Below are 25547 nucleotides of genomic sequence, written 5' to 3' on the forward strand. Positions count from 1 at the left end.
GGCGGGGCTTTCGTATGGATTAGTTTTTATCTGCAAATTTGATTCGTATATTTACGCCGCCTTTTTCCATTTAATACCGCAGCCAATGGCCTTGGTATTAGTCACTTCGGGTTGTTTGCCCACTAAAAGCGCATCAACAGCGTTTTCAACGTATTTCACCTTGTCAGTTTTGGCATTTTGGGTATCATCATCAATAGCGCCGATGTATTTAACCACGTTACCGCTTGCGGTTTTTTGCAGTACATATACATGCGGGGTAGCTTTGGCTCCATAAGCACGGGTTATGTCCTGCGTTTCATCAATCAGGTATGGAAAGGTGTAGCCTTTTTGGGCAGCCAGTTTTTGCATGTTCTCGTACGAGTCGGCAGGTTCGCCAATAGGATCATTAGGGCTAATGGCAATTACAGGGTATCCTTTAACAGCATATTGCTTATCTAAGGCCATAATTCGGCTTTCATAAGCCTTGGCATAAGGGCAATGGTTACAGGTAAACACCACTATAAAACCTTTGGCAGCTTTGTAATTAGCCAGTGATACCGTTTTGCCGTCCACATTTTTAAGTTTAAAATCGGTTGCGGTATCGCCTGGTTTATAGCCACCCTCGGCCAGCCTGAAGCCCATTGAGGCCACGGACACCAACATCAATACAAGTAATTTTTTCATGGTGATAAATTATTTATTGGTTTGATAGAATTTGTTCAGTTCCTCGTAAGTAAATTCCTGCTCCTGAAATTTACGGATACCTTTTTTCCCGTTTACAATGAGCGTTCCGGGTAACGCGCCGCTCCATTCTTTGTCTATTGCATCGATCAACTCCTGGTCGTTTTTGCGAACAGCCAGATAAACTTCCGATCTTAATCCCCTTGTTTTTGCAAACTTGATTACGTCAGGAAATTTCGATTCAAAATCCATGCTCACCAGCAACACTTTTAGGGGTTGGTTTTTATATGCTGCTTGTAGTTTTTCGAAGTGAGGAAGCTCGGCAATACAGGGCTTGCACCAGGTAGCCCAAAAATTTACCAAATAAACTGTATCGGGGTTGCTAATGCGCTTTTGAAGTTGTAACAACGTAATTTTTTGTACCTGAGCAAAAGCACTTATGCTAAATAAACATGCTGCGGCAAAAAGCAAAAAGTATTTCTTCATAGATCAATAACGATGCCTTTTAAACAAAGTTATTCATTCTGAGTAACATATGTATTATCAATTGACCCTCCGCGAGAGAAATATTTGTACATCGATGGGTCTTTTAACCGCACGATCATTACCCCCCTGCGCGTACTGGCATGCACCACATAACCATTTTGCAGGTAAACCCCTACATGGCTGAATTTCTTACCATCAAAATCAAAGAAAACCAGATCGCCTTCCTGCAATTCTTCCTCGTACTTCCGTTTAATTACATTGATTTGCTTACCGGTATTACGCGGAATAGTAATGCCATAAACCTGTTGTTGCAGTAAATAGGTAAAACCTGAGCAATCAACACCGTTACGGTCTAAACCGGCAAATTTGTAAGGGGTACCATACCACTCTTCAATAAAATTATACAAGCGGCCGTTAGTAATATCGCCATTGCTCACGCCCATCATTCCGGCATACTTATCAGCAATAAAACCCTGCGGCTTAACCACATCACCGGGCGAACCTTTCAACACCGCCCGCTTCGAATTACACGAGGTAAACGCTACGCAAGCCAGCATTAGCATACATATTAACCGGGAGTAATTTTTTAATAGCATGAGTTAAAGGTAGCGTATTGATGTGCAGATATGCAAAATTAATGTGCAGATGAGTGGATGTGCAAATGAAGTAGGCTTTACAATATTTCATTTGCATATCTGCACATCCACTCATTTGCACATCTAAAACCTAACTCTTTATCAACCGCTGTATCTCGTCCAGTTTCATCAGGGCTTCTACCGGGGTAAGGGTGTTAACGTCAAGGTTGTTCAACATATCGCGTATCTTCACCAGTACGGGGTCATCAATCGAAAACATTTGCAGTTGCATGGCCTGCTTTTGCACTTTTTTAATGCTCTCTTTTATGTCTTCGCCGCCGGTGCGTTCGGCTTCCAGTTTTTTGAGGATCTCGTTGGCGCGGGCTAATACCTTGGCAGGCATACCGGCCAGTTTGGCTACATGTATACCAAAGCTATGCTCGCTGCCACCGGGCACCAGCTTACGTAAAAAGATGATTTGGTTGCCTACTTCTTTTACCGTTACATTAAAGTTTTTGATACGACCGAACATGTTGGTCAGCTCGTTCAACTCATGGTAGTGGGTAGCAAACAGCGTTTTGGCTTTGGCTGTTGGATGATTGTGCAGGTACTCCGAAATAGCCCAGGCTATCGAAATACCATCGTAAGTTGAGGTACCCCGGCCAATTTCATCCAGCAATATTAAACTGCGATTGCTCAGGTTGTTCAATATACTGGCCGTCTCGTTCATCTCCACCATAAAGGTCGATTCGCCCGACGACAGGTTATCTGATGCACCCACCCTGGTAAATATCTTATCAACCAAACCAATGTGCGCCTGCTTGGCCGGCACAAAACACCCCATCTGCGCCAGCAAAACAATTAAGCCGGTTTGCCTCAGCAATGCCGATTTACCCGCCATGTTGGGACCGGTAATAATGATGATCTGCTGGCTGTCCGAGTCGAGGTATACATCGTTGGTAATGTATTCTTCGCCTTGCGGCAAATTCTTTTCAATAACCGGGTGGCGCCCACCTTTAATGTCGATAAGCAAGCTATCGTTCATTTTGGGCCTTACGTAGTAGTTTTTGATAGATACGGTTGCAAAGTTGAGCAGCACATCTAACCGGGCTATGAGTTGCGCGTTAAGTTGTATAGGCTTAATATACTCGGCAAGCGAGTAAAGCAAATCGTTATATAATTGCGTTTCGAGCGCCAATATTTTTTCTTCGGCACCTAAAATCTGTTCTTCGTATTCTTTAAGCTCGGGGGTAATGTAGCGCTCGGCGTTTACCAGGGTCTGCTTGCGTATCCAGTCGGTTGGTACCTTATCGCGGTGCGAGTGGGTAACTTCCAAATAATAGCCAAACACATTATTAAATGCCACTTTAAGCGATGGAATGCCCGTTTGTTCGGCTTCGCGTTTTTGTATCTCCAGTAAATAACCTTTACCGCCAAAGGCAATTTTGCGCAGGCGGTCAAGATCCTCATGAATACCATCGGCCATTACGCTGCCTTTTACCAGCTGTATTGGTGGTTCGGCATTTAACTCACGTCCAATTTTTTCGCAAATAAACTCGCAGGGGTTAAGCTGATTGCCAATTGCCATCAATGCCTCGTTAGGTTTAGAAATTATTTCCGCTCCCCCATCTTCGCTCCCCGCTCCAATACAAAGCGTGCGTATACTCCCAATAGCCAGTAATGCCTTACGCAACTGGCACACCTCGCGCGGATTGGCTTTTTGCAAACCTATTTTGCTAATGAGCCTCTCCAGATCGCCAACCTGGCGTATGCAATTTTGCAGTTCGTTACGCAGCTCTTCATGGTCTATCAGGTGCTGAACCACGTTCAGGCGATCGTTGATGGGCTTGAGCTCCTTTAACGGCATCACTATCCAGCGGCGCAGCAGGCGTGCACCCATTGGTGAGCAGGTATGGTCGAGCACATCAACCAAAGTAAGGGCATTATCATTAGATGAGCCGACCAGTTCGAGGTTGCGTATGCTAAAACGGTCGAGCCACAGGTAGCGGTCTTCCTCAATACGGCTAATGGCGCTGATGTGTTGCAGGTTGCGGTGCTCGGTTTCGTTGAGGTAATGCAGTGCCACACCGGCGGCCACAATGCCTAAGCTCAACTTTTCGATACCAAAACCTTTTAATGATTTTACGCCGAAATGTTTTGTAAGCGCTTCGTAAGCGTAATCGCCGCTGTACGGCCACTCGTCAAGCGTGTAGGTGTAATAGCGGTCGCCAAACTTTTCAAAAAAATCGCGCTTGCAGCTTTTAGGGTAAATAACCTCGCTTGGGCTGAACGATTGCAACAGCTTATCAATATAATCGGCATTGCCCTGTGCGGTTAAAAATTCGCCGGTCGAAATATCAATTAAAGCAATGCCCATGCTGTTTTTTTCGAAATACAGCGAGGCCAGATAATTATTGCTTTTTTGCTGAAGGATGTTATCGCTTATGGCAACGCCCGGTGTTACCAGTTCGGTTACGCCCCTTTTAACGATGGTTTTGGTCATCTTGGGGTCTTCGAGCTGATCGCATATGGCTACCCGCTGACCAGCGCGTACCAGTTTAGGCAAATACGTTTCGAGCGAGTGGTGCGGAAAACCGGCCAGCTCAATATGCGTGGCAGCACCATTAGCGCGTTTGGTAAGCACAATGCCCAATATACCAGAGGCCTTAACGGCATCCTCGCCAAATGTTTCGTAAAAATCGCCAACCCTGAACAGCAGCAAGGCACCCGGATATTTGGCCTTGATTTGGTTGTACTGCTGCATGAGCGGCGTTTCTTTGGTTGCGGTTTTGCCCAAGCGTTATCCTTTTTAATTAAGAGGGTAAAATTAAGGGTTTGATGATGATTTGAAGGTTGATGTGGAAAATTTATTGCAGTGTGGAGAGTGAGAGTTTGTTCCGAATTATTCCGTGCAATGGCGCAAGTATGTAGCGAGGGTATATGTGATGGCTACTTGTGCCTATGGCTACCGCCCAAGCCACCATGTGCTGCCCCTTTCGCCCCGAAGCTGGGAGGCGACGAATGCTGGCAGTCAATTTCTACTCCTTAATAATTTGCAATGGACTAATCTTACGCATGCGATAACAGTTTATGGCGGTTTCGCCTAATTGAGCAATAAGTTTATAGTTAGCAATAGCACCCACAGCAGCCCCAATTACGGGTAATAACTGTGCCAGCTTGGCCAAATCAATATAATCGCGGTACTCCTGCTGAAATATGCGCCAGTCAAACTCTTCTACATCACCAGGTAACGAACCGCTATAGCCTTGCCAACCAGCCATTATCTCGTACACCTCATTTCGCCGTTTTTGACTCGAAAATGCTAATTGGAAAATGTATAGGATATACAAACGCTCCTTATAATCTTTTACATCATATCCGTACAGCGCTGCTATTTCAAACAGCAATTTCAGTTTAATCCCAATCAATATCGGGAAATCGGCCATGCCCATTAAAAATCCGCCTGCCCCGGTAACCGCACCTTCTACAGTTGCCGTGTTACGGTAAGTTTCTATTTTTTGCCTTACCAAAGACTCTCGTAACTGCAACGGCGTATCGGGCTGGGGCGATGTGGTGGTGGTGTATTTAGCACCGAACAATACAGCTCTTATCATTTTTTCGATAGTAGTGGTAATGCCGGCGTGGACTTTATCAGGGATAAGGTCGTTTATTTTTGTTTGCACAGTTTTGGATACCTTATCGGTAAACGAAGGCTTTTTTTGCATACGGTGCTGCCAAAACTGGAGTTCGATGTGTGCCTGTTGTTCGTAACTTGTCATGCGGATTTGTTATGTTTAAGGCTAATGTTTAATTTTAGACATTGTAATACCGTGTTGGTTACACGATACTACCCAAATTTCATTCCAACTATAAATATGCAGTATAGCACCCTCGATATTTTTGATTTAGCCCGAAGCAATAAAGCCAACGAACTGAAATCCATATTGAACAGCGTAAATGTTAATATGCGCGATGAGAGTGGGGCAACACTATTGCTTATTGCAGCTTACCACAACAACACCGATGCCGTTAAAGTATTGCTCGAAGCCGGTGCCAACCCCGATTTGCAGGACAGCATGGGCAACACGGCACTCATGGGTATTAGCTTTAAAGGGTATGTGGAAACTGCCCAACTACTACTCGATTATAAAGCCACAGTTGACCTTGCCAACAACACCGGGGCAACAGCTTTGATATTTGCTGCCACCTTTGGCCAAACAGCCCTTGTAAAATTACTTATTGATTATGGTGCCAACAAAATGCTGCGCGACCGTAGCGGTAAAAGCCCGGCTAATTATGCGCGGGATAATGGCAAAACCGAGGTATTGCAACTTTTAGAATCTTAGCCGGTAAACCCTTAAAAAAAGAATAGACTTGTTAATGTTAACAAGGCTATTCTTTTTATGACATGATTATGCAATGATGGCGTATAAGATGGCTACTGGTGAGGCTATGGTAAAAAAGATTGCTCCTGCGGTAATTAGCAGTAGATAAGCGAATACCACAGTAACTTATATACTTACTCGAAAGCATAACTGCTTCGAAAAGATTTCTCTCTATCGTTCGAAATGACAACGGAGATGAACTTACAATTTACTCCCCTTATTCCTTAACCAATGATCGGCCACAACCAATGCAGCCATGGCTTCTACAATAAGTACGGCACGTGGAACCACGCAAGGGTCGTGGCGACCTTTGCCTTGTATCTGGGCATCGTTGCCTTCGGCATCAATGGTATTTTGATTGGTCATGATGGTGGCTACGGGTTTAAAGGCTACCTTAAACTCAATGGGCATACCATTGCTGATACCGCCCTGTATACCGCCCGAAAAGTTGGTCAGCGTTTTTACGCTACCATCGGGTTCCTTTATAAAAATGTCGTTATGCTCCGAACCCAGCATTTCGCTGCCGGTAAAGCCTGAACCATATTCAAAACCGTGCACGGCGTTAATGCTCAGCATGGCCTTGCCTAAATCGGCGTGGAGCTTATCAAAAACAGGTTCGCCCAAGCCTACCGGGCAATTGGTAATGGTACAGCTTACCTTACCGCCAATGGTATCGCCTTGTTTGCGTATTTCGTCAATCCGGGCAATCATTTCTTCGGCCGTGGCCGGGTCGGCACAACGTACAATGTTAGCTTCGCGGATGGATTCAAATTCCTGTGCGCTGGTGATGCTGATATTAGGGGCATCTATTTTACCTACACTACTTACATGGGCTAATACTTCTATTCCCTGCGTTTTGAGCAGCAACTTGGCAATAGCACCAGCGGCAACACGCGCAGCAGTTTCGCGGGCCGATGAACGGCCCCCGCCCCTATGATCGCGGATACCGTACTTAGTAAAGTATGTGTAATCGGCGTGCGACGGGCGAAACACATCTGTATTGTGGCTGTAATCTTTACTACGCTGATCTTCGTTAGGAATGAGCATGGCAATAGGCGTACCGGTGGTTTTTCCCTCAAAAGTGCCCGATAGGATTTGCACAGTATCGGCTTCTTTGCGCTGCGTGGTTATTTTTGATTGACCGGGCTTACGCTTATCCAGTTCGGCCTGTATAAATTCAATATCAACAGGTAAACCTGCCGGACAACCGTCTACAATTACACCAATGGCCACGCCATGCGATTCGCCAAAAGTGGTTATCCTGAATAATTGTCCGAAAGAGTTACCTGCCATGATGAAGAATATAGATTGGGCAAATATGTGATTTTTGTTGTGAATCAGGATTTGCAGAATTAAAGAATTTACAGAATTATGCAGTTTGCGTTAGGGATAGCAGCAGAAAGCCCGGAGTGTAGCGTAGCGCAACGAGGACTTGCAGCGGATAGCCCGGCCGGAGGCAACGTCCATATTTTAATGAGCGATGGAGTGAATATTTTTTGCTTTAGCAGAGATTGCTTCGTTCCTCGCAATGACGTGTTTTTTATTTCTTCTTCCACTCAATCCTTCCTATTCACTCCTTCACCAACTCACTCCTTCACTCATTATAATGAAATCGCGTTTATAATATCAAACTGCGTAATAATTTCAATGCGGCCGCGCTCATCTTCCACCAGTACGGCTATGTTTTCTTTGTTGATCATGCCCGATATTTTATCTATCGAGGTATTCAAATCAACAAACGGGAATGGTGCGGTGGTAATAGTTTGTACGGGTTGAGATTTAAGCGACGGATTTTCGAGCAGGGCGTCTAAAATGTCGCTTTCAGTAATTTTGCCTACAACCATGCCCTGCTGTGTAACCGGTATTTGTGAGATATTGAGCGTTTTAATAACGTTGATAGCTTCTAAAACGGTCTTTTCGCTGTCGATGGTTACAATCTCAGGGTTATCTTTTTTGCGGATGATGTCGCGGGCAGTTAGTTTATCATCCTTGAGAAAACCGCGCTCGCGCAGCCAGTCTTCGTTATACATTTTGCCCAGGTAGCGGGTGCCATGGTCGGGGAAGATGACCACAACCACATCGCTCTCTTTAAAACGATCCTTCATTTGCAGTACACCTGCAATAGCCGAACCTGTGGAGTTACCAGCAAAAATACCTTCTTGCATGGCAACCTGGCGGGTCATGAGGGCGGCATCTTTATCGGTTACTTTTTCAAAATAGTCTATCAGGCTAAAATCGACATTCTGTGGCAGAAAGTCTTCGCCAATACCTTCGGTGATGTACGGATAGATTTCATCTTTATCAAAAATGCCGGTTTCCTTGTATTTTTTAAATACCGAACCATAGGTATCAATACCAATAACCTGAATAGCAGGGTTCTTTTCTTTTAAATAACGTGCAATGCCCGATATGGTACCGCCTGTGCCTACACCGGCAACCAAATGGGTTATTTTACCTTCGGTTTGCTCCCAAATTTCGGGACCGGTTTGCTCGTAATGAGCTTGCGAGTTCGATAGGTTATCGTACTGGTTAGGTTTCCACGAGTTAGGCACCTCGCGCTCCAAACGCGATGATACGGAGTAATATGAACGCGGGTCTTCGGGGTCTACGTTGGTAGGGCACACAATTACCTCGGCACCAAAGGCGCGCAGGGCATCAAACTTTTCTTTCGACTGTTTATCGGTACTGGTAAAAATACACTTGTAGCCTTTAATAACTGCGGCAATAGCCAAGCCCATACCCGTATTGCCCGATGTGCCCTCAATAATAGTACCGCCCGGTTTTAAGCGGCCATCCTTTTCGGCATCCTCTATCATTTTTAAAGCCATGCGGTCTTTAATAGAGTTACCGGGGTTGGTCGTTTCTATTTTGGCCAATACGGTGGCTTTAATGTCTTTAGTTATTTTATTAAGCTTAACCATTGGTGTGTTACCAATGGTTTCCAGTATATTGTTACTCCACATAATTAGTAGACAAAGTAACGTAAATATTGTCAGAACCGGAATTTTAAGAATTTTTATAATTAACAGAATTGATTAGCGCACTTTATTAAAATTCTGCCCATTCTATTAATTGTTAAAATTTCAGTTCAAAAACGGCTTACAATTTATTCAACTCATCAATCAGCGTTTTGCTCAGGCCGTTAAAATAACGTTTTATACCAAAGCCTATTACCCATTGTATGCCTTTGGTGGAGTTAGTTATAAACACCTCATCGGCCGAGTGCAATATATCGGGATTTATCTGGGCTTCGGTAATAGGTATTTCGAGCGATATGCACAAGTCTATAATAACCTTGCGCATAATGCCTTGTATGCAGCCTTCGCTTAGTGCGGGGGTGTACAAATGGTTATCGTACCAAACAAATACATTTGAACTGATAGACTCGCACAAAAAGCCTTGCTGATTAAGCAAAAACACATCATCTAACTTGTGCTGATTTTTATACAAGCCAGCCATTACATATGGTAGTGAGTTACAAGTTTTATAGTTAGATAAATAGTTTACCGGCTTGGTAAGCTCGGTATACACGTCCATTATCAATCCTTTTTGGTTAAGGCGGTAGCCGGTTACCTCATCGGGCACCAACTCCAAACACCAGCCCGATTTATTGTCTTCAGGGGTGTACAACCCGCCGGCATCCCGGTAAACGGTGAGGCGCAGGCGACCATTTTTGGTTTTATTCCAGGTGGCCAGTTCTTCGGCCTTGTCTTTCAAAAACCACGAATCGAGCAAACTGTAACCTTCCAGTTTAAGTGCTTTCATGCCGTTTTGCAGGCGTTCGGCGTGCAAATCGGCAAACTTGAGCTGGCCGTTCATCAGCCGCATACTTTCAAACAAACCATCGCCGTACCTGAAAGCGCGGTTACCGGCGGGTATTATATTGCTGTCGGCAGCTAACAGCTGACCGTTAAAATTTAAAAAAAGAGGCATCATTCAATTGAGGTAACAACAAATCAGGAATTTTGCTCTACCGTACCTGCAATATATTTGCGCCATTTTTGTAAAACGGCTTCAAAGTCGGCTGGTAAGGGCGCCTCAAAATTAATGTATTTGCGTGTAGTTGGATGCACAAAACCTAAGGTTTGTGCATGCAAGGCCTGGCGGGGCATCAGCTCAAAACAATTTTCAATAAACTGCTTGTATTTACTAAAGGTGGTGCCCTTCAATATCTTATCGCCACCATAAGTGGCATCACTAAACAAGGGGTGACCAATGTGCTTCATGTGCGCACGTATCTGGTGTGTACGGCCGGTTTCCAGCTGGCATTCAATCAGCGTAACATAGCCAAAACGCTCTAAAACTTTATAGTGTGTTACCGACCATTTGCCTTTGTCTTCGCTGTCATAAATACTCATTACGCGCCTGTCGCTTACGCTGCGATTAATATAGCCGGTTACGGTGCCGTCCTGCTCCAAATCGCCCCAAGCCAGGGCAAGATATTTACGGGTAATGGTGTGCTCAAAAAACTGGCGGGCCAGCCAGGCCATAGCCCGCTCGTTTTTACTAATGAGCAGCAAGCCCGAAGTATCTTTATCAATACGGTGCACCAATCCCGGGCGGCCATCGTTACCGGGCAGCGTAGGTAATTGCTGAAAGTGGTAAACCAAACCATTAACCAGTGTACCGGTATAATTATTATAACCGGGATGCACCACCAAACCCGGTGGTTTGTTCACGATCAGGACATCATTGTCTTCGTAAGCTATGTTCAGCGGAATATTTTCGGGGTAAACCTCGGTATCGCGCGGTGGGTGTGGCAGCACTACCGAAATCACGTCGAGCGGCTTTACCTTATAGCTCGATTTGGCCTGTTTATCGTTCACCAGCACATTGCCCAGTTCGATGGCATTTTGGATGCGATTGCGTGAGGCATTCTCAATCTTATGCATCAAAAACTTATCAATGCGCAACAGAGATTGTCCCTTATCAACCACAATGCGCATATGCTCATACAGGTCCTGCTCTTCTATATCGTTTAAAATATTCTCGGTAGACATTCGGGCAAAAATAAGGGTTTTTAAACGGAGCAACGCTCAAGTAATTTTTTTATTACATTTGGGTATGAAAAAATCCCTAATTATAACTATCACAACTCTTTGCGCCCTAAATTTTGCGGCTAAAGCCCAGGATGGTATATCAGAATTACTTAAAACCGCCCCGGGCGATGCCACTAAATTACTCAATGCATATGCTAACCCGTTGTTCAAAGGTTTTGGTACTGGCCTAAATAATGGCTGGACAAACACCGCAAAAACCAAGAGCCTGTTACACTTTGATGTGCGCATATCGGCATCGGGTGTGTTTGTTCCCACAGCCGATAAAAGCTTTGATGTTACCAAAATAGGTTTGTCAAATAATACCCGTTTAAAAGCAGGTTCGCCTGCAATAACGCCAACTATTGGTGGCGAAAAGGGTGCTGCGACATCTACCTTAGAACTTTATAGCGATGGCGGCCTTAAAATTGAAGAATTTAAATTACCCGAACGCGTTACCCCTATTATTCCGGCTCCGCAATTGCAGGTTACTGTTGGCTTAATAAAACATACCGATTTTACCGTTCGCTTTATTCCTAAAACCAAACTGAGCGACAACGTAGGTTCGGTTGGAATGGTTGGTTTTGGTTTGAAACACAACATTATGGAAGACATCTTCGGCGGTGTAGGCGGCAAACTGGTTCCGTTTGATTTAGCACTGGCAGCAGGCTATACCCGCTTTAATTATGAATTGCCATTAGAAGTACGCCCAAGCGGAAACCGTGTACCCGATGCGCAAAGTGCCGGCAAAGCCGATTTTAGCAATCAACGTTTAGAAGGCCATTTCAGTGGCGTTAATATTCAAGCTTTAATCTCTAAAAAACTTTCTGTGTTTACACCGTTTGCAGCTGTGGGCTTCAACACCGCTAAAACCGATGTGGGCTTATATGGAAACTTCCCGGTAAGTAACAGTATTGCCGTTGGCAGCACCGGTACCTACACCGTTTACACCGACCCCATTAAAATCAACCAAAACAGCATTAGCGATGTAAAACTGGACGTTGGTTTTCAGCTCGACCTCGCTTTCTTTAAATTTTATGCATCAGGCAGCTTAGCCAAATACAAATCGGTTACGGCCGGTATTGGATTTGGTTTATAACTTTGCCCAATGCAATATAACTTAGAAATATTCAGCCCCGTACAGCCGTGGCAACACCCGCTGTTTGCTGAAAAGGGGCTGAATGTTTTTATTAAGCGCGATGACATGATTCATCCGCTTATATCGGGCAATAAGTGGCGTAAGCTTAAACATACACTAATTAAAGCCCAATTGCTGGGCAAAACCCACCTGGTTACCTTTGGTGGTGCTTACTCCAATCATTTGTTAGCCACGGCATCGGCTGCGGCTAAGTTTGGGTTAGCATCAACAGGCTTTGTACGGGGTGAAGAAGTACAGAACGACACGCTGTTTTTATGCCGCCTGCATGGCATGAACCTCATTTTTACCGACCGCGAAGCGTACCGCAATAAGTCACTTTTGTTTGAACAGCATTTTGGCAACGACACCTCTGCCTATTTTATTGATGAAGGCGGTGCTTCGCCCGAAGCCGTTAAAGGCTGCGCCGAACTGGTACCCGAACTTCCCATATGCTATGACCATTTTTTTTGTGCCTGCGGCACCGGGACAACCGCAGCAGGCATCATCACAGGCCTGCACCAACATCAATTGCCTACCCATTTTCACGCTATCCCCGTGTTAAAGGGCGGCGGTTTTATAAGGCATGATATTAATGACTATCTTAATTTTGAGTACCCCTACAGCCTGCATACCGATTACCATTTTGGCGGCTATGCTAAAACCACACCAGAGCTACTCAGCTTTATTAAAACCTTTGTGCAAAGCACCGGTATTCTCATCGAACCGATATACACAGGCAAAATGCTTTACGCAATACTCGATTTAGCATCAAAAGACAAGTTTGCGCCCGGAAGTAACATCTTGGCCGTGCATAGCGGCGGAATGATTGGATTGTTAGGAATGAAGGAGAAGTTTTAGGAGAGAGTTGAGAGTACAGAATCAAGAATGCAGAAAAAAGGCCTTCAAGGCAGCATTATTTGTCTTGATTCTTGACTCTGTACTCTTGATTCCAAATCTTAATATACGCTTCGCTCTGTCTTAAACGTTATATTTGTTATTATGCCAATTACCCCTAAAAACGTACAGCAAATTTTAGAAAAGCATCTCATAGCCGATGGCTTTGATTTGACTTTTGACATGGAAAGAAGCAAGGGCGTTTTCATTTATGATTCGAAACACGACCGCACCCTGCTCGATTTTTTTACCTGTTTTGCCTCGGTGCCCTTAGGGTACAACCATCCGGCTATGCTGGAAGATGAAGCATTTAAAAAAGATTTAATGCTGGCTGCACTGGCCAACCCATCCAACTCCGACATTTATACCACGCAGTATGCGCAGTTTGTAGAAACCTTTGACCGCGTAGGAATACCCGACTACCTGCCCCATGCCTTTTTTGTAGCAGGCGGCGCACCGGCTATTGAAAATGCGCTTAAAACAGCTATGGACTGGAAGGTGCAAAAGAACTTTAAAAAAGGATACACTACCGAGAAAGGTCAAAAAGTGCTGCATTTTGAAAAAGCATTTCATGGCCGCCTGGGTTATACATTGAGCCTTACCAATACCCTACCCGTAAAAACAAAATGGTATGCCAAGTTTGATTGGCCCCGGGTATCGCATCCAACCATGCAGTTTCCGCAAACGGAAGCCAATACCGACGATTTGTTGAAACGCGAGGCGGAATCAATAGCGCAAATTAAGCAAGCCTTTATAGATAACAAGGATGATATATGCGCTATTATTATTGAGCCCGTACAGGCCGAAGGGGGTGACAACCACATACGCCCTGAATTTGCCGAACAGCTCCGCATTTTGGCCGACGAGAATGAAGCCATGCTTATTTACGATGAAGTGCAGGTTGGCGTAGGTTTAAGCGGCAAATTTTGGTGCCATGAGCATTTTGGCGAAAACGCGCGTCCTGATATAATTGCCTTTGGTAAAAAAATGCAGGTTTGCGGTATGCTGGCCGGCAAGCGTGTGGACGAAAATGAAGAAAACGTTTTCAATGTATCGTCGCGCATTAATTCTACCTGGGGAGGTAATTTGGTTGACATGGTGCGCTCGGGCAAAATTTTGCAGATCATTGAGCAGGATAAGTTATGCGATAAAGCCGCCCGTACCGGTGAGTACCTGCAAAATGAGTTATATAAATTAGCTCAGGAGTTTCCTATCATACACAACATCAGGGGCAAAGGGCTTTTAACTGCTTTTGACTTTGAGGACAAAGCTACCCGCAACGATTTTATAGCACGTGGAATTACGCATAACGCAATGTTCTTGGGGTGTGCCGAAAAAACCATCCGTTTCAGGCCTGCGCTAACCATCGAAGAGGAGCATATTGATATGGGAATGGATATTATGCGAAATATATTTAAACAATTATAGTGTAATAATAATGCTACAGTAATTGGCTTTTGACGTTTTACTTACATTTTTTTCTCGACCGGATACTATTATTGCGCTTCAAGAGTTTTATTACTAAATATAACTTTATTATACAGTTGTAAGTATAAGGTGTTACATTTAGAGGTACTACTACAAGGCCAAACCACGTAGAAATACCTGGTTCAACTTTTAAACAAAATAAGGGATCTACTACTACTTACTATTACAATGAGCAAACAAACTGAGAAATTAAAAAAGCAGCTTGTCGAGATTTCTGATGTGATCAACGCATTTAAATCTGAAGCCGTGCAAGTAAAAATTATCGACAGACTGCTGGACACTATGATGGATTGGGACAAAGAAGGCGACGACCATTTTGCCCGTAAAACCATGCGCTTACAGCAAGACGACAATCACAGGCCCAATGGAGGCGTTAGAAAACCAGGCGCAACGAAGGTTTTAAACCAACTGCTCCAAACCGACTACTTTGACCAACCCCACAGCATTGCCGACATTGCAACTTACTGCAAAGACCAATATGATTCGGACTTTAAAACTTCGGAATTATCAGGCATCCTGCTAAAACTGGCCAATGAAAGCAAACTACGCCGCGAAAGAAGCGAAGAAAACAACCGCTTTGAGTACGTGAAAGCGTCGTAAGAAAAGAGAATAAAGAGTAAAGAGTCAGGAATCAAGACGAATAGCGTCTATGATTTCTGACTCTTTTTTATTTGAATCGCATTCAAGTCAAAAGTCTGTACTCTTGATTCTATATTCTTGACTCTATTTCCTACCTTAAGTCAAACAAACTCTCCACTCCTAATATTTTCCTCGACAGAAAACCTTCTGCGTAGCGGGCTTTTATGTAGCGGCCAAATTCGCCGGCGCGGGCTTCTACGTTCTGGAAAAATTCTGGCGATGAAATGTAGGTTTGAGGTTCATCTACCCACTCGGGGTTGTGAAACTGAGAGCCGTATGCCTTTATGCTGTCCATTTTGCCTTCCCAGTATTGCGTTACATCAACCACAATATCGGGTTTAATATAAATATCCTGCACAAAGTGAAGTAGCTGTTTAGGCCGCCACGCTTCCTGCTGCTGCCCGTCTTTATCAAAGGTTTCTATCTTGCGCAATCCTGATAGAAAGCATGATGCCTGCACCAAATCGCTCGCGCGGCCATGGTCGGGGTGACGGTCATGGTAGGCGTTGGTAATTACAATTTCGGGCTGGTAGCGGCGTATTACCTCAATAACTTTTAGCTGATACTCCGGTGTATTTTGAAAAAAGCCATCCGGTATGCCCAGGTTATCGCGTACGGCTAAACCCAGTATTTTACCGGCAGCTTCGGCCTCTTTAAGCCTTATTTGGGCAGAACCGCGCGTGCCCAGTTCGCCTTGGGTCAGGTCAACTATCCCCGATTTTTTACCCATGGCGTTATGCTTTAAAATAACGCCCGCGCAACCCAGTTCGGCATCGTCGGGGTGTACGGGTAAAACTAAAATATCAAGTTTTATCATGCCATTACAAGCTGGGTATCGGCCACAAGCAGTTCGTTAATTTTCCTTTTGATCTTGGCTGCACTGGGCTTGGTAAACGGGTAAAAGAAATCAACCACATGGCCGTTACGGTCAATAAGGTATTTATGAAAGTTCCAGCGTGGTGTTGATTGTATGTTTCCGTTTTCCTTTTTATTGCTCAAAAAGCTAAATAACGGATGTACATCTTTACCCTTAACATGGGTTTTGTTAAAAACCGGGTAATGTGCACCAAAATTAATGCTGCAAAATTTGCCAATCCCGGCGCCGCTCAAAGGCTCCTGTCCACCAAAATCATTTGAGGGGAAAGCCAGTATTTCAAAATCCTGTCCTTCAAATTCACTTCTTAAAAGTTCAAGCTCTTTAAGTTGTGGGGTAAAGCCGCATTGCGAGGCTGTGTTTACAATTAATAAAACTTTGTTTTTATAATCGCCCAAGTTCACTTCTTCACCATTCAGCTTTTGAACGCTGAACTGGTAAATACTCTGTTCGTCCATTTATTAATTATATCTGTTAGCATAATAGCCGGCCTGGCGCAGGATACCTTCAATATCGCGCTCCTGTTCGGGGTCGTACGTTTCTTTCAAATTGTGGCCAAATATACGGGCTACCGATTGAAACATAAAAGCCTGAAAGCCGCCTTTTAATTCTTTGGTAAGTTCATAGCTGGTTGTACCAACTTCGCGGTCAATCAGCTTAATTAAAATCTCTCCCTGGGTAATGGTGAGGTTTTTTATTTGTGAGTTAAATAGCTCTTTTACTTCTTTTTCACATTTCTTTATCAACTCCTTTTGCAGCTTTTTATCAGATGTTACGGCCAGATCGCGCTGTAACTGGCGGTACTTATCGCCGGCTATACGTGCATAGGGTATAACTTTGTAAACATTGTACTTTAACCGGTTGTAAGCTTTACGGTCGGCCTCACTGGCCCAAATACGGACACCTAATACAGGCACTTCGGGCAAAACTACCCATGGCACCAATTCGCCGTCGTACTCAGTTAAGTAGGTTTTAATGGTATCATTTTTGCCCACTTTGGGATGTGGCAGTGTATTTTGAGACTTGGCACGCCCCACAAAACAGCAAAACAATAGCATTAAACCAATATATTTCATATATTTACTTAGTTACAAAAATAGTGCTAATTTTTAGTGAAATAAAAATCATTGTGCGAATTTATTTTTATACGCACAATTATGATACAAAGTTAACAAGCGCTTATAAATGAAAGATTTAGTGATTGATCTGGAAGCCGAAAAAGCGGAAATTTTAAAACGTTACCGCGCCCTGTTGCGTGCATCAAAATCCACACTCCAAAAAGGAGACAAGCGGATGATACGCAAGGCGTTTGAAATGGCCGTGGAAAGCCATAAAGATATGCGCCGCAAATCGGGCGAACCATATATATACCATCCTATTGCCGTAGCCCAAATAGCTGCCGAAGAAATTGGTTTAGGCACCACCTCTATTGTTTGTGCCCTGCTGCACGATGTGGTTGAAGATACCGATGTGAGCCTGGAAGATATTGAACGCGAGTTTGGTAAAAAAGTAGCCAAAATTATTGATGGCTTAACCAAAATTTCGGGTGTATTTGATACCAATAGCTCCCTGCAGGCCGAAAACTTCCGTAAGATGCTGCTTACCCTGGCCGATGATGTGAGGGTAATATTGATTAAGCTGGCCGACCGCCTGCACAACATGCGCACCATGGAGTTTATGCCGCGCGATAAGCAGCTCAAACTTTCATCTGAAACGGTTTACCTGTATGCCCCGTTGGCGCACAGGCTGGGATTATATGCTATAAAATCTGAACTGGAAGACCTCTCTATGAAATACATGGAGCGCGAAACTTACCAGTTCATCAAAAAGAAACTCAACGAGAAAAAAGCCGAGCGCGAGAAATTTATTTACGATTTTATTCAGCCGGTAAAAGCTACTTTAGAGAGCCAGGGCTTACAGGCCGATATTTTTGGCCGTCCAAAATCCATCCATTCTATATGGAACAAGATGAAGAAAAAGGCCATCCCATTTGAGGAAGTGTATGACCTTTTTGCAATTCGGGTTATTTTGGACAGTGCACCCGAAAATGAAAAAGCCGATTGCTGGAAGGCCTACTCTATCGTAACCGATTCGTACCGGCCTAACCCCGACCGCCTTCGCGACTGGGTATCATCGCCGAAGGCAAACGGTTATGAATCGTTGCACACCACGGTAATGGGACCTCGCGGCCAGTGGGTTGAAGTGCAGATACGTACCAAGCGCATGAACGAAATTGCCGAAAAAGGTTTCGCTGCGCACTGGAAGTACAAAGAATCATCAAGCGATAGTGGACTTGACCAGTGGATACAAAAGGTACGTGAGCTGCTGCGCAATCCTGACAGCAACGCATTAGACTTTTTGGACGATTTTAAAATGAACCTTTTCAGCGATGAGATATTCATTTTTACGCCTAAAGGTGCCCTCATTCAGCTACCATCGAACGCCACCGCGCTCGATTTTGCCTTCGAGATACACACCGATGTAGGTGCAAGCTGTATTGGTGCCAAGGTAAACCATAAGTTGGTACCGCTAAACTACAACCTGCAAAACGGCGACCAGGTAGAAATTATTACCTCGAGTAAGCAAACACCTAAAGAGGATTGGTTAAATTTTGTGGTTACGGCCAAGGCTAAAGCCAAAATTAAATCATCGTTAAAAGAGGCTAAACGCAAAATTGCCGAAGATGGCAAGGAGATATTGGAGCGTAAACTAAAATCGCTTAAAATTACCTACAACACCGAGAATATACATAAACTCACCAACCACTTTAAACTGCTTTCGAGCCAGGACCTGTTTTACAATGTGGCCAAAGGTATTATCGACCTTAAAGATCTTAAAGAATACCAGGCCACCGAAAAGGTAGTTGAAAACAAACCTCAGGATAAAATAGACCAGGAGCAGGTGCAAAACCTGGTGCGTACCATCAAATCAAAAGACAGCGATATCTTATTGATTGGTGAGGACTTGCAAAAGATAGACTACAAGCTGGCATCGTGCTGTAATCCTATCCCCGGCGATGATGTGTTTGGTTTTATTACCGTTAACGAAGGGATTAAAATACACCGTACTAACTGCCCTAACGCGGCCAAATTAATGGCCAATTATGGTTACCGCATTGTTAAAGCCCGCTGGACCAACCAGCATGAGCTGGCGTTTTTAACAGGTTTACGCATTACCGGTATTGACGATGTAGGTTTAATTAATAAGCTCACCACCGTTATATCAACCGATTTTAAGGTAAATATGCGCTCACTCACGGTTGACAGTGATAATGGCATTTTTGAGGGAACTATTATGGTATATGTTAACGATACATCGCATCTTGACAACCTTATTAAACGCCTTAAACAGGTAAAAGGCGTAACCGGCGTAACCCGCTTCGATTCGGCCCCTACACCTGTGGAGAAAGCGTCGTAAAGAGAGTATAGAATACAGAGTCAAGAGTACAGATTTTAAGAAGCTTTACTTTTGCGCTTAGGTCTTTATTCCTGACTCTGTACTCTGATTCAGATATAGACATGAGCATGTCATTAGTTCGCGGTCACTCTTGATTCTTGACTCTATACTCTTGATTCTACCCAATAATTCCTACCTTTGAAATCTTAACTGTTTTAATACTATGCCTCTACAGGAAACCATTGACATGGTTAAAAAAATTTTCGAGGCGTATCTCGAAAATAAAAGCCTGCGTAAAACGCCCGAACGTTTTGCCATTCTCGAAGAAATTTACTCGCGCAATGATCACTTCGATGTGGAATCGTTATACATCCACATGAAGAATAAAAAGTACCGGGTAAGCCGCGCTACGGTATATAATACGCTCGAATTGCTGGTATCATGCGATTTGGTTACCAAGCACCAGTTTGGTAAAAACATGGCCCAGTTCGAAAAATCATACGGTTACAAGCAGCACGATCATATTATTTGTATTGACTGTGGCAAGGTGGTTGAATTTTGCGATCCGCGCATTCAGCAAATTCAAAGTATGATGGGCGAATTGTTAAAGTTTGACATAAAGCACCACTCGTTAAACCTGTATGGCAACTGCACCAAACTCCGAGAGGGCGTGTGCGACCGTAAGAACCAGTAGTAAATCTTGCTAAGTTTCTAAAACTGAACGAGAATAACTGTTGACAGATACTGATATAATCTTACTTTTGCACCTTTGCAAAAACTAAGAGACAATAAAAATATAAATATGTCATGCCGGATTTATTTCGGCATCCCACATTTCAGGTAACCCAAATTACGCTGACGTGAGATGCAGAAAAAAGTTCGGCATGATGATTTTAAAATCAATTCAAAATGGCTGTTGATGTTTTATTAGGCCTCCAATGGGGCGACGAAGGTAAAGGAAAAATTGTTGACGTACTGAGTGCCGGTTATGACCTGATCGCACGTTTTCAGGGCGGCCCCAACGCTGGTCACACGCTTGAGTTTGACGGCAAGAAGTTCGTATTGAACACCATTCCTTCGGGCATATTTTTTGAAAACACCATGAACCTGATTGGTAATGGTGTGGTGATTGACCCTATTACCTTGAAAAAGGAACTTGATAAACTAAAAGATGCCGGTCATGATTTGTTGGCTAAAGGCAACTTAATGATCGCTAAAAAAGCCCACCTTATATTACCTACACACCAATTGCTTGATGCCGCCAACGAAAAGAAAATGGGCGAAGGCAAAATTGGTTCGACCTTGAAAGGTATTGGCCCAACTTATATGGACAAAACCGGCCGTAACGGTTTACGCATTGGCGATATTACCCTGCCCGATTTTAAAGAACGTTACGACAAACTGGTGCACAAACACACCTCCATGTTAGAGGCCCTTTACGGCGATGTGGTTGATTTTAGCGAGCGCGAACAAGCATTTTTTGAAGCCATTGAATTAATTAAACAGTTCGAATTGGTTGATTCGGAGCACTTAGTAAATGATTACCTTAAACAAGGTAAAAAGGTACTGGCCGAAGGTGCTCAGGGTGCTATGCTGGATATTGACTTTGGTTCATACCCGTTTGTTACTTCATCAAATACCACCGCTGCCGGTGCTTGTACCGGTTTGGGTATAGCTCCAAGCAAAATTGGCGATGTGATAGGTATATTTAAAGCTTACTGTACCCGTGTAGGCGGCGGCCCCTTCCCTACCGAGTTAGATAACGAGCTGGGCGAAGAACTGCGCCAGTTAGGTCACGAGTTTGGCGCTACTACCGGTCGCCCACGCCGTACTGGCTGGATTGACCTGCCTGCTTTGAAATATGCCATTATGCTTAACGGCGTTACCCAACTGGTAATGACTAAGGCTGATGTGTTGAGTGGTTTTGAGAAAATTTACGCTTGTACACATTATATATATCAAGGCGAAACTATTGATTATATGCCTTATGATATTTGCACCATTAAGCCCGAGCCTGTACTACAGGAGATTGACGGATGGCATGAAGATATTACAGGTATTAAAGAATTAAGCGAAATTCCGGCCAGGTTACAATCTTACATGGATTTCCTGGAAGCACAATTAGGTGTTCCGGTTAAATACCTTTCGGTTGGACCAGATAGGGTTCAAACGCTTGTTTTACATTAATCAGGGCATATTTTGTAGGCATTATTATTAATGCTTGCAAAATAGCAGCAAACAAAATTTGGTTTAAACACTTTTTTTGAAATTTTATCTTGACAAGTTAAATTTTACTTGTACATTTACTCCCGATAAATAACACATGAAAGTTAATAACGCATTCGGTTTTGGTTTCTATTACTTTTACTTTAGCAGTAAGAGCCGGGACTGATATGCTTAACAAAGACATATAACAAACAGAAAAGTCCCGGCCCAACAGCCGGGACTTTTTTCATTTAACAGGGTTATGGAAATTACAACGCCACGTGTGGCAATTCAGGGTATCCGCGCATCGTTTCACGAAGAAGCTGCTTTTAAGTACTTCGGTACCAACATACAAACGGTGGAGTGCAACTCGTTTAAGCAAACCTTTGAGGCGCTTAAAAATAAAGAGGCCGACTACGTGGTAATGGCTATTGAAAATAACATAGCCGGTAGTATTTTGCCAAACTACTCGCTGTTAATGAGCTACAACTTCCCTATTGTTGGCGAGGTTTACCTGCCTATCCAGCTGCACTTTTTAACCCTGCCTGGTGTAAAGTTTGAAGACATAAAAACGGTAATATCACACCCCATAGCCCTGCGCCAATGCATCGATTTCATGGACGAATACCCGCACATTAAAGTGGTTGAAAGTAACGATACCGCCGCCTGTGCCAAACGGGTACGCGATGAGCAACTTACCGATACCGCCGCCATAGCCAATAGCCTGGCAGCCAACATTTATCAACTTGAAGTAAAGGAACGCCGTATAGAAAGCAACAAGAAGAACTTCACCCGTTTCCTTATTTTTACCTCGCATGAAAATGCCAAAAAAGTAACATCTAATAAAGCGTCATTATGTTTCCAGGTAAGTAACGAAGTTGGCGCGTTGGCCAAAGTGCTCAACATACTGGCCGAGCAGGAAATAAACATGAGCAAAATACAAAGCATGCCGGTACTGGGTAAACGTAACGAATACAATTTTTATGTAGACATAGAGTGGCAGCAACCCCAGCAATATGATACCGCCGTGCGCCAGATACTTAACTATACCAAAAACTTTAACATACTGGGCGAGTACGAACGGTACATCGATGATGTAGTTAATGGTTCATAGTAAGAACAAACAGCAAATAGATACAACAATATTTAAACAATTAAACAACATTTCACGGTTCCATGAACTATCATCCATGAACCATGAACTCAAAACCAAAGCAAATATGAAACTCGATTTAAAAATACAGCCACTTAGCTCTTGGATTACTGCTAAGGCTCAGCCATTATTAATTGCCGGCCCTTGCAGCGCCGAAACTGAAGACCAACTGGTTGCAACCGCACATTTGTTGGCCGCTACCGGTAAAGTTACCGCCCTGCGTGCAGGTATATGGAAACCACGTACCCGTCCGGGTGAGTTTGAAGGTATTGGCAGCATTGGTTTGGAGTGGTTAAAACACGCCAAAGCCGAAACCGGTTTACCAACTGCGGTTGAAGTTGCTACTGCTAAACACGTTGAAGAAGCCTTAAATGCAGGTGTTGATATTCTTTGGGTAGGTGCACGTTCAACTGCAAACCCTTTCACCGTGCAGGAAATTGCTGATGCCTTAAAAGGTGCAGATGTGCCGGTAATGGTTAAAAACCCGGTTAACCCCGATATTTCATTATGGATTGGTGCATTAGAGCGTATCAACAACGCTGGCATTACTAAACTGGCTGCTATTCACCGTGGTTTTTCATCGTACGAAAAAACTGCTTTCCGTAACGAACCAATGTGGGATTTAGCCATCAACCTTAAAACCCACGCGCCTGAATTGCCTATCATATGCGACCCAAGCCATATTTCGGGTAACCGCGAGTTAATCCCATACGTATCGCAAAAAGCGTTGGATATGGATATGCAAGGCTTAATGATTGAGTCGCACATCGACCCATCTGTAGCCTGGACCGATGCCAAACAACAAGTTACGCCATCGGCACTGAGCGAGCTTATCGACCGTTTAACCCTGCGTCAGCCAGAGGTAATTAACACCCAGGTTAAAGATGCATTGGCCGACCTGCGCAACAAAATCGACAAAATTGACGACTTAGTTATTCAAAAACTGGCTGAGCGTATGAAAATTGTTGAGCAAATTGGTAACTACAAAAAAGATAACGGCATCACCATTTTACAGGTAAACCGTTGGGACGAGATACTGCAAAAACGCACCAACTACGGTAAAGCATTAAACCTGCACGCCGATTTTACCGAGAAATTGTTAGAGCTGATCCACAGCGAATCGATCCGTAAACAAACCGAGATTATGAACGCCGGTCAGGGTGAGGCTCCTGTGCAGGAACAATTGACACATTCGTAAATCCCCACCACGTCATTGCGAGGTACGAAGCAACCTCTGCACATGCTAAGTATACACATGCAGAGATTGCCGCGCTATCGCTCGCAATGACGTTTTTTATTATACCATGTCAAAAAACATAACGGTTAGCCGTAATAATAAAATTGTTAAAGCCACTATACAACTTACCGGCTCCAAAAGCGAGTGCAACCGCGCACTGGTTATTGAGGCGTTGAGCAAGGACAAGGTGCAGGTAACCAATATATCTGATGCTGCCGATGCGGTGCTACTGGCTGGTATTTTGAGAAAAGTTGTCGGTTATCCGTTGTCGGTTATCGGTGAAGAGAGTCAAGAGTCCACAACTCACAACTCACAACTCACAACCGTAAACATCGGCCCCGCTGGTACGGCTATGCGCTTTTTAACGGCCTATTTTACCTTACAAAATGAGGAGGTATTACTTACCGGTACTGAGCGCATGAAACAGCGCCCTATTGGTATTTTGGTTGATGCCCTGCGTGAGTTAGGTGCCGATATTGGCTATGCCGAAAACGAGGATTTCCCTCCGCTGCATATTAAGGGCGGCTTTGAGCAAAAGACTAACCAAATTACCATTAAAGGCGATATCAGCAGTCAGTATATTACCGCTCTATTGTTGATTGCCAACAGCCTGCCGCAAGGTTTAATGCTGCATATTGATGGCGAGTTAACCTCGCGCCCATATGTAGAAATGACTTTGAGCATGCTTAAACAGGCCGGTATACAGCACCAATGGAATGATAATGTAATAAGCATTGCCAACCAGGATTTTGTAGAAACCAGCATTTGGGTTGAACCCGACTGGAGCGCCGCATCATACTGGTATTCGGTAGCGGCACTGGCCGATGAGGCTGAGCTTTTCCTGCCGGGATTAACCTCGTACAGCCTGCAGGGCGACAGCGTTATTACCGAACTGATGGCCAACTTTGGTATCACCTCGCAATTTAAAGATGGCGGTGTTTATTTGAAGAAAGAACCGAAGCCCATAGTCCGCAAAATATTTGATTTAAAGTCGTGCCCCGATTTGGCCCAAACTTTAGTGGTAATATGCGCGGCTTTAGGTCATGAGGCTACCTTTACCGGGTTAGAAACCTTAAAAATCAAGGAAACCGACCGTATAGCCGCCTTGCAAAATGAGCTGGCAAAAATGGGCGTTAAATTGATTGAAAAAGGCCAGGTTTACAAACTGGATTGCAGCGAGAAGTTCATCCCCGAAAAAATCACCATTGCCACTTACGAAGATCACCGCATGGCTATGGCCTTTGCACCGCTGGCTTTGGTTATACCACAGGTAGAGGTAGAAGAAGCTATGGTTGTAGAAAAATCATACCCTGCCTTTTGGGAAGATTTTAAGAAAGCCGGTTTCGAGGTTGAGGGTTAATCCACCAATGTATTTTTTAAA

At 44.0% G+C, this 25547-nt stretch carries 23 protein-coding genes; 11 read left to right on the top strand and 12 right to left on the bottom strand.

Annotated features, from left to right (window positions below; translation table 11 throughout):
* Window positions 1-51: 51 nt before the first annotated feature.
* From QE417_RS07270 to QE417_RS07290, 5 genes are all read right to left on the bottom strand, one after another.
* Window positions 52-663, bottom strand: coding sequence for a thioredoxin family protein (locus QE417_RS07270; protein WP_311948813.1), 612 nt, complete (start codon window positions 661-663; stop codon window positions 52-54).
* 9 nt (window positions 664-672) lie between these two features.
* A complete protein-coding gene (locus tag QE417_RS07275; protein ID WP_311948816.1) occupies window positions 673-1146 on the bottom strand; it encodes a TlpA disulfide reductase family protein in 474 nt (157 codons plus the stop codon).
* 29 nt (window positions 1147-1175) lie between these two features.
* Window positions 1176-1742, bottom strand: a complete 567-nt coding sequence (locus QE417_RS07280; RefSeq protein ID WP_311948818.1) for a C40 family peptidase — start codon at window positions 1740-1742, stop codon at window positions 1176-1178.
* A 130-nt stretch (window positions 1743-1872) separates the two neighbouring features.
* Window positions 1873-4518: a DNA mismatch repair protein MutS gene (gene mutS / locus QE417_RS07285; protein WP_311948820.1), complete on the bottom strand. Its 2646-nt coding sequence runs from the start codon at window positions 4516-4518 to the stop codon at window positions 1873-1875.
* A gap of 241 nt (window positions 4519-4759) precedes the next feature.
* Window positions 4760-5500 (bottom strand): EcsC family protein, encoded by a 741-nt coding sequence (locus tag QE417_RS07290; RefSeq protein WP_311948821.1) that lies wholly within the window; start codon window positions 5498-5500, stop codon window positions 4760-4762.
* A gap of 96 nt (window positions 5501-5596) precedes the next feature.
* Between QE417_RS07290 and QE417_RS07295 the strand changes: the two genes are divergently transcribed.
* Window positions 5597-6067, top strand: coding sequence for an ankyrin repeat domain-containing protein (locus QE417_RS07295; protein ID WP_311948823.1), 471 nt, complete (start codon window positions 5597-5599; stop codon window positions 6065-6067).
* Between the two features lie 240 nt (window positions 6068-6307).
* On the opposite strand, the gene aroC is transcribed toward QE417_RS07295, so the two are convergent.
* From aroC to QE417_RS07315, 4 genes are all read right to left on the bottom strand, one after another.
* Window positions 6308-7399: a chorismate synthase gene (aroC, locus tag QE417_RS07300; protein WP_311948826.1), complete on the bottom strand. Its 1092-nt coding sequence runs from the start codon at window positions 7397-7399 to the stop codon at window positions 6308-6310.
* A gap of 308 nt (window positions 7400-7707) precedes the next feature.
* A complete protein-coding gene (locus QE417_RS07305) occupies window positions 7708-9069 on the bottom strand; it encodes a cystathionine beta-synthase (RefSeq protein ID WP_311948828.1) in 1362 nt (453 codons plus the stop codon).
* A gap of 136 nt (window positions 9070-9205) precedes the next feature.
* Window positions 9206-10042: an aminotransferase class IV gene (locus tag QE417_RS07310; RefSeq protein ID WP_311948830.1), complete on the bottom strand. Its 837-nt coding sequence runs from the start codon at window positions 10040-10042 to the stop codon at window positions 9206-9208.
* Between the two features lie 20 nt (window positions 10043-10062).
* Window positions 10063-11106 (bottom strand): RluA family pseudouridine synthase, encoded by a 1044-nt coding sequence (locus QE417_RS07315; RefSeq protein ID WP_311948833.1) that lies wholly within the window; start codon window positions 11104-11106, stop codon window positions 10063-10065.
* Window positions 11107-11170: 64 nt separating this feature from the next.
* Between QE417_RS07315 and QE417_RS07320 the strand changes: the two genes are divergently transcribed.
* The 4 genes from QE417_RS07320 to QE417_RS07335 all read left to right on the top strand — a co-directional run bounded on the left by QE417_RS07320 (window position 11171) and on the right by QE417_RS07335 (window position 15262).
* On the top strand, window positions 11171-12241 hold the full coding sequence (locus QE417_RS07320) for a DUF6588 family protein (protein ID WP_311948836.1): 1071 nt from the start codon (window positions 11171-11173) through the stop codon (window positions 12239-12241).
* A gap of 9 nt (window positions 12242-12250) precedes the next feature.
* Window positions 12251-13138: a 1-aminocyclopropane-1-carboxylate deaminase/D-cysteine desulfhydrase gene (locus QE417_RS07325; protein ID WP_311948838.1), complete on the top strand. Its 888-nt coding sequence runs from the start codon at window positions 12251-12253 to the stop codon at window positions 13136-13138.
* Window positions 13139-13279: 141 nt separating this feature from the next.
* The gene (gene lat, locus QE417_RS07330; protein WP_311948839.1) at window positions 13280-14602 is read left to right on the top strand and encodes an L-lysine 6-transaminase; all 1323 of its coding nucleotides are present in this window, start codon (window positions 13280-13282) and stop codon (window positions 14600-14602) included.
* 228 nt (window positions 14603-14830) lie between these two features.
* Entirely contained in the window at window positions 14831-15262 is a 432-nt protein-coding gene (locus QE417_RS07335; protein ID WP_311948841.1) for a hypothetical protein, read from the top strand.
* 130 nt (window positions 15263-15392) lie between these two features.
* On the opposite strand, the gene bshB1 is transcribed toward QE417_RS07335, so the two are convergent.
* The 3 genes from bshB1 to QE417_RS07350 are packed head-to-tail and all read right to left on the bottom strand — an operon-like array spanning window position 15393 to window position 17251.
* Window positions 15393-16115, bottom strand: a complete 723-nt coding sequence (bshB1, locus tag QE417_RS07340) for a bacillithiol biosynthesis deacetylase BshB1 (RefSeq protein WP_311954615.1) — start codon at window positions 16113-16115, stop codon at window positions 15393-15395.
* Window positions 16115-16633, bottom strand: coding sequence for a glutathione peroxidase (locus tag QE417_RS07345; protein WP_311948843.1), 519 nt, complete (start codon window positions 16631-16633; stop codon window positions 16115-16117). Before QE417_RS07345 ends, bshB1 begins: the two co-directional genes overlap by 1 nt.
* A 3-nt stretch (window positions 16634-16636) precedes the next feature.
* Entirely contained in the window at window positions 16637-17251 is a 615-nt protein-coding gene (locus QE417_RS07350) for a DUF4294 domain-containing protein (RefSeq protein WP_311948845.1), read from the bottom strand.
* A 109-nt stretch (window positions 17252-17360) separates the two neighbouring features.
* On the opposite strand from QE417_RS07350, the gene QE417_RS07355 reads away from it, so the two are divergent.
* The 6 genes from QE417_RS07355 to aroA all read left to right on the top strand — a co-directional run bounded on the left by QE417_RS07355 (window position 17361) and on the right by aroA (window position 25526).
* Window positions 17361-19592 (top strand): RelA/SpoT family protein, encoded by a 2232-nt coding sequence (locus QE417_RS07355; RefSeq protein ID WP_311948848.1) that lies wholly within the window; start codon window positions 17361-17363, stop codon window positions 19590-19592.
* A 202-nt stretch (window positions 19593-19794) separates the two neighbouring features.
* Entirely contained in the window at window positions 19795-20265 is a 471-nt protein-coding gene (locus QE417_RS07360; RefSeq protein ID WP_311948849.1) for a Fur family transcriptional regulator, read from the top strand.
* Window positions 20266-20480: 215 nt separating this feature from the next.
* On the top strand, window positions 20481-21758 hold the full coding sequence (locus QE417_RS07365; protein ID WP_311948851.1) for an adenylosuccinate synthase: 1278 nt from the start codon (window positions 20481-20483) through the stop codon (window positions 21756-21758).
* Between the two features lie 280 nt (window positions 21759-22038).
* The gene (locus QE417_RS07370) at window positions 22039-22890 is read left to right on the top strand and encodes a prephenate dehydratase (RefSeq protein ID WP_311948853.1); all 852 of its coding nucleotides are present in this window, start codon (window positions 22039-22041) and stop codon (window positions 22888-22890) included.
* Between the two features lie 106 nt (window positions 22891-22996).
* Window positions 22997-24127 (top strand): chorismate mutase, encoded by a 1131-nt coding sequence (locus tag QE417_RS07375; protein ID WP_311954618.1) that lies wholly within the window; start codon window positions 22997-22999, stop codon window positions 24125-24127.
* Between the two features lie 106 nt (window positions 24128-24233).
* Window positions 24234-25526, top strand: coding sequence for a 3-phosphoshikimate 1-carboxyvinyltransferase (gene aroA, locus QE417_RS07380; protein WP_311948854.1), 1293 nt, complete (start codon window positions 24234-24236; stop codon window positions 25524-25526).
* Window positions 25527-25547 lie beyond the last annotated feature (21 nt).

The sequence above is a fragment of the Mucilaginibacter terrae genome, from assembly GCF_031951985.1.
Lineage (GTDB): Bacteria > Bacteroidota > Bacteroidia > Sphingobacteriales > Sphingobacteriaceae > Mucilaginibacter > Mucilaginibacter terrae_A.

Coding starts and splice junctions, on each gene's coding strand:
- QE417_RS07270 (WP_311948813.1), bottom strand. CDS start 663: ATGAAAAAATTACTTGTATTGATGTTGGTGTCCGTGGCCTCAATGGGC.
- QE417_RS07275 (WP_311948816.1), bottom strand. CDS start 1,146: ATGAAGAAATACTTTTTGCTTTTTGCCGCAGCATGTTTATTTAGCATA.
- QE417_RS07280 (WP_311948818.1), bottom strand. CDS start 1,742: ATGCTATTAAAAAATTACTCCCGGTTAATATGTATGCTAATGCTGGCT.
- QE417_RS07290 (WP_311948821.1), bottom strand. CDS start 5,500: ATGACAAGTTACGAACAACAGGCACACATCGAACTCCAGTTTTGGCAG.
- QE417_RS07295 (WP_311948823.1), top strand. CDS start 5,597: ATGCAGTATAGCACCCTCGATATTTTTGATTTAGCCCGAAGCAATAAA.
- aroC (WP_311948826.1), bottom strand. CDS start 7,399: ATGGCAGGTAACTCTTTCGGACAATTATTCAGGATAACCACTTTTGGC.
- QE417_RS07305 (WP_311948828.1), bottom strand. CDS start 9,069: ATGTGGAGTAACAATATACTGGAAACCATTGGTAACACACCAATGGTT.
- QE417_RS07310 (WP_311948830.1), bottom strand. CDS start 10,042: ATGATGCCTCTTTTTTTAAATTTTAACGGTCAGCTGTTAGCTGCCGAC.
- QE417_RS07315 (WP_311948833.1), bottom strand. CDS start 11,106: ATGTCTACCGAGAATATTTTAAACGATATAGAAGAGCAGGACCTGTAT.
- QE417_RS07320 (WP_311948836.1), top strand. CDS start 11,171: ATGAAAAAATCCCTAATTATAACTATCACAACTCTTTGCGCCCTAAAT.
- QE417_RS07325 (WP_311948838.1), top strand. CDS start 12,251: ATGCAATATAACTTAGAAATATTCAGCCCCGTACAGCCGTGGCAACAC.
- lat (WP_311948839.1), top strand. CDS start 13,280: ATGCCAATTACCCCTAAAAACGTACAGCAAATTTTAGAAAAGCATCTC.
- QE417_RS07335 (WP_311948841.1), top strand. CDS start 14,831: ATGAGCAAACAAACTGAGAAATTAAAAAAGCAGCTTGTCGAGATTTCT.
- QE417_RS07345 (WP_311948843.1), bottom strand. CDS start 16,633: ATGGACGAACAGAGTATTTACCAGTTCAGCGTTCAAAAGCTGAATGGT.
- QE417_RS07350 (WP_311948845.1), bottom strand. CDS start 17,251: ATGAAATATATTGGTTTAATGCTATTGTTTTGCTGTTTTGTGGGGCGT.
- QE417_RS07355 (WP_311948848.1), top strand. CDS start 17,361: ATGAAAGATTTAGTGATTGATCTGGAAGCCGAAAAAGCGGAAATTTTA.
- QE417_RS07360 (WP_311948849.1), top strand. CDS start 19,795: ATGCCTCTACAGGAAACCATTGACATGGTTAAAAAAATTTTCGAGGCG.
- QE417_RS07365 (WP_311948851.1), top strand. CDS start 20,481: ATGGCTGTTGATGTTTTATTAGGCCTCCAATGGGGCGACGAAGGTAAA.
- QE417_RS07370 (WP_311948853.1), top strand. CDS start 22,039: ATGGAAATTACAACGCCACGTGTGGCAATTCAGGGTATCCGCGCATCG.
- QE417_RS07375 (WP_311954618.1), top strand. CDS start 22,997: ATGAAACTCGATTTAAAAATACAGCCACTTAGCTCTTGGATTACTGCT.
- aroA (WP_311948854.1), top strand. CDS start 24,234: ATGTCAAAAAACATAACGGTTAGCCGTAATAATAAAATTGTTAAAGCC.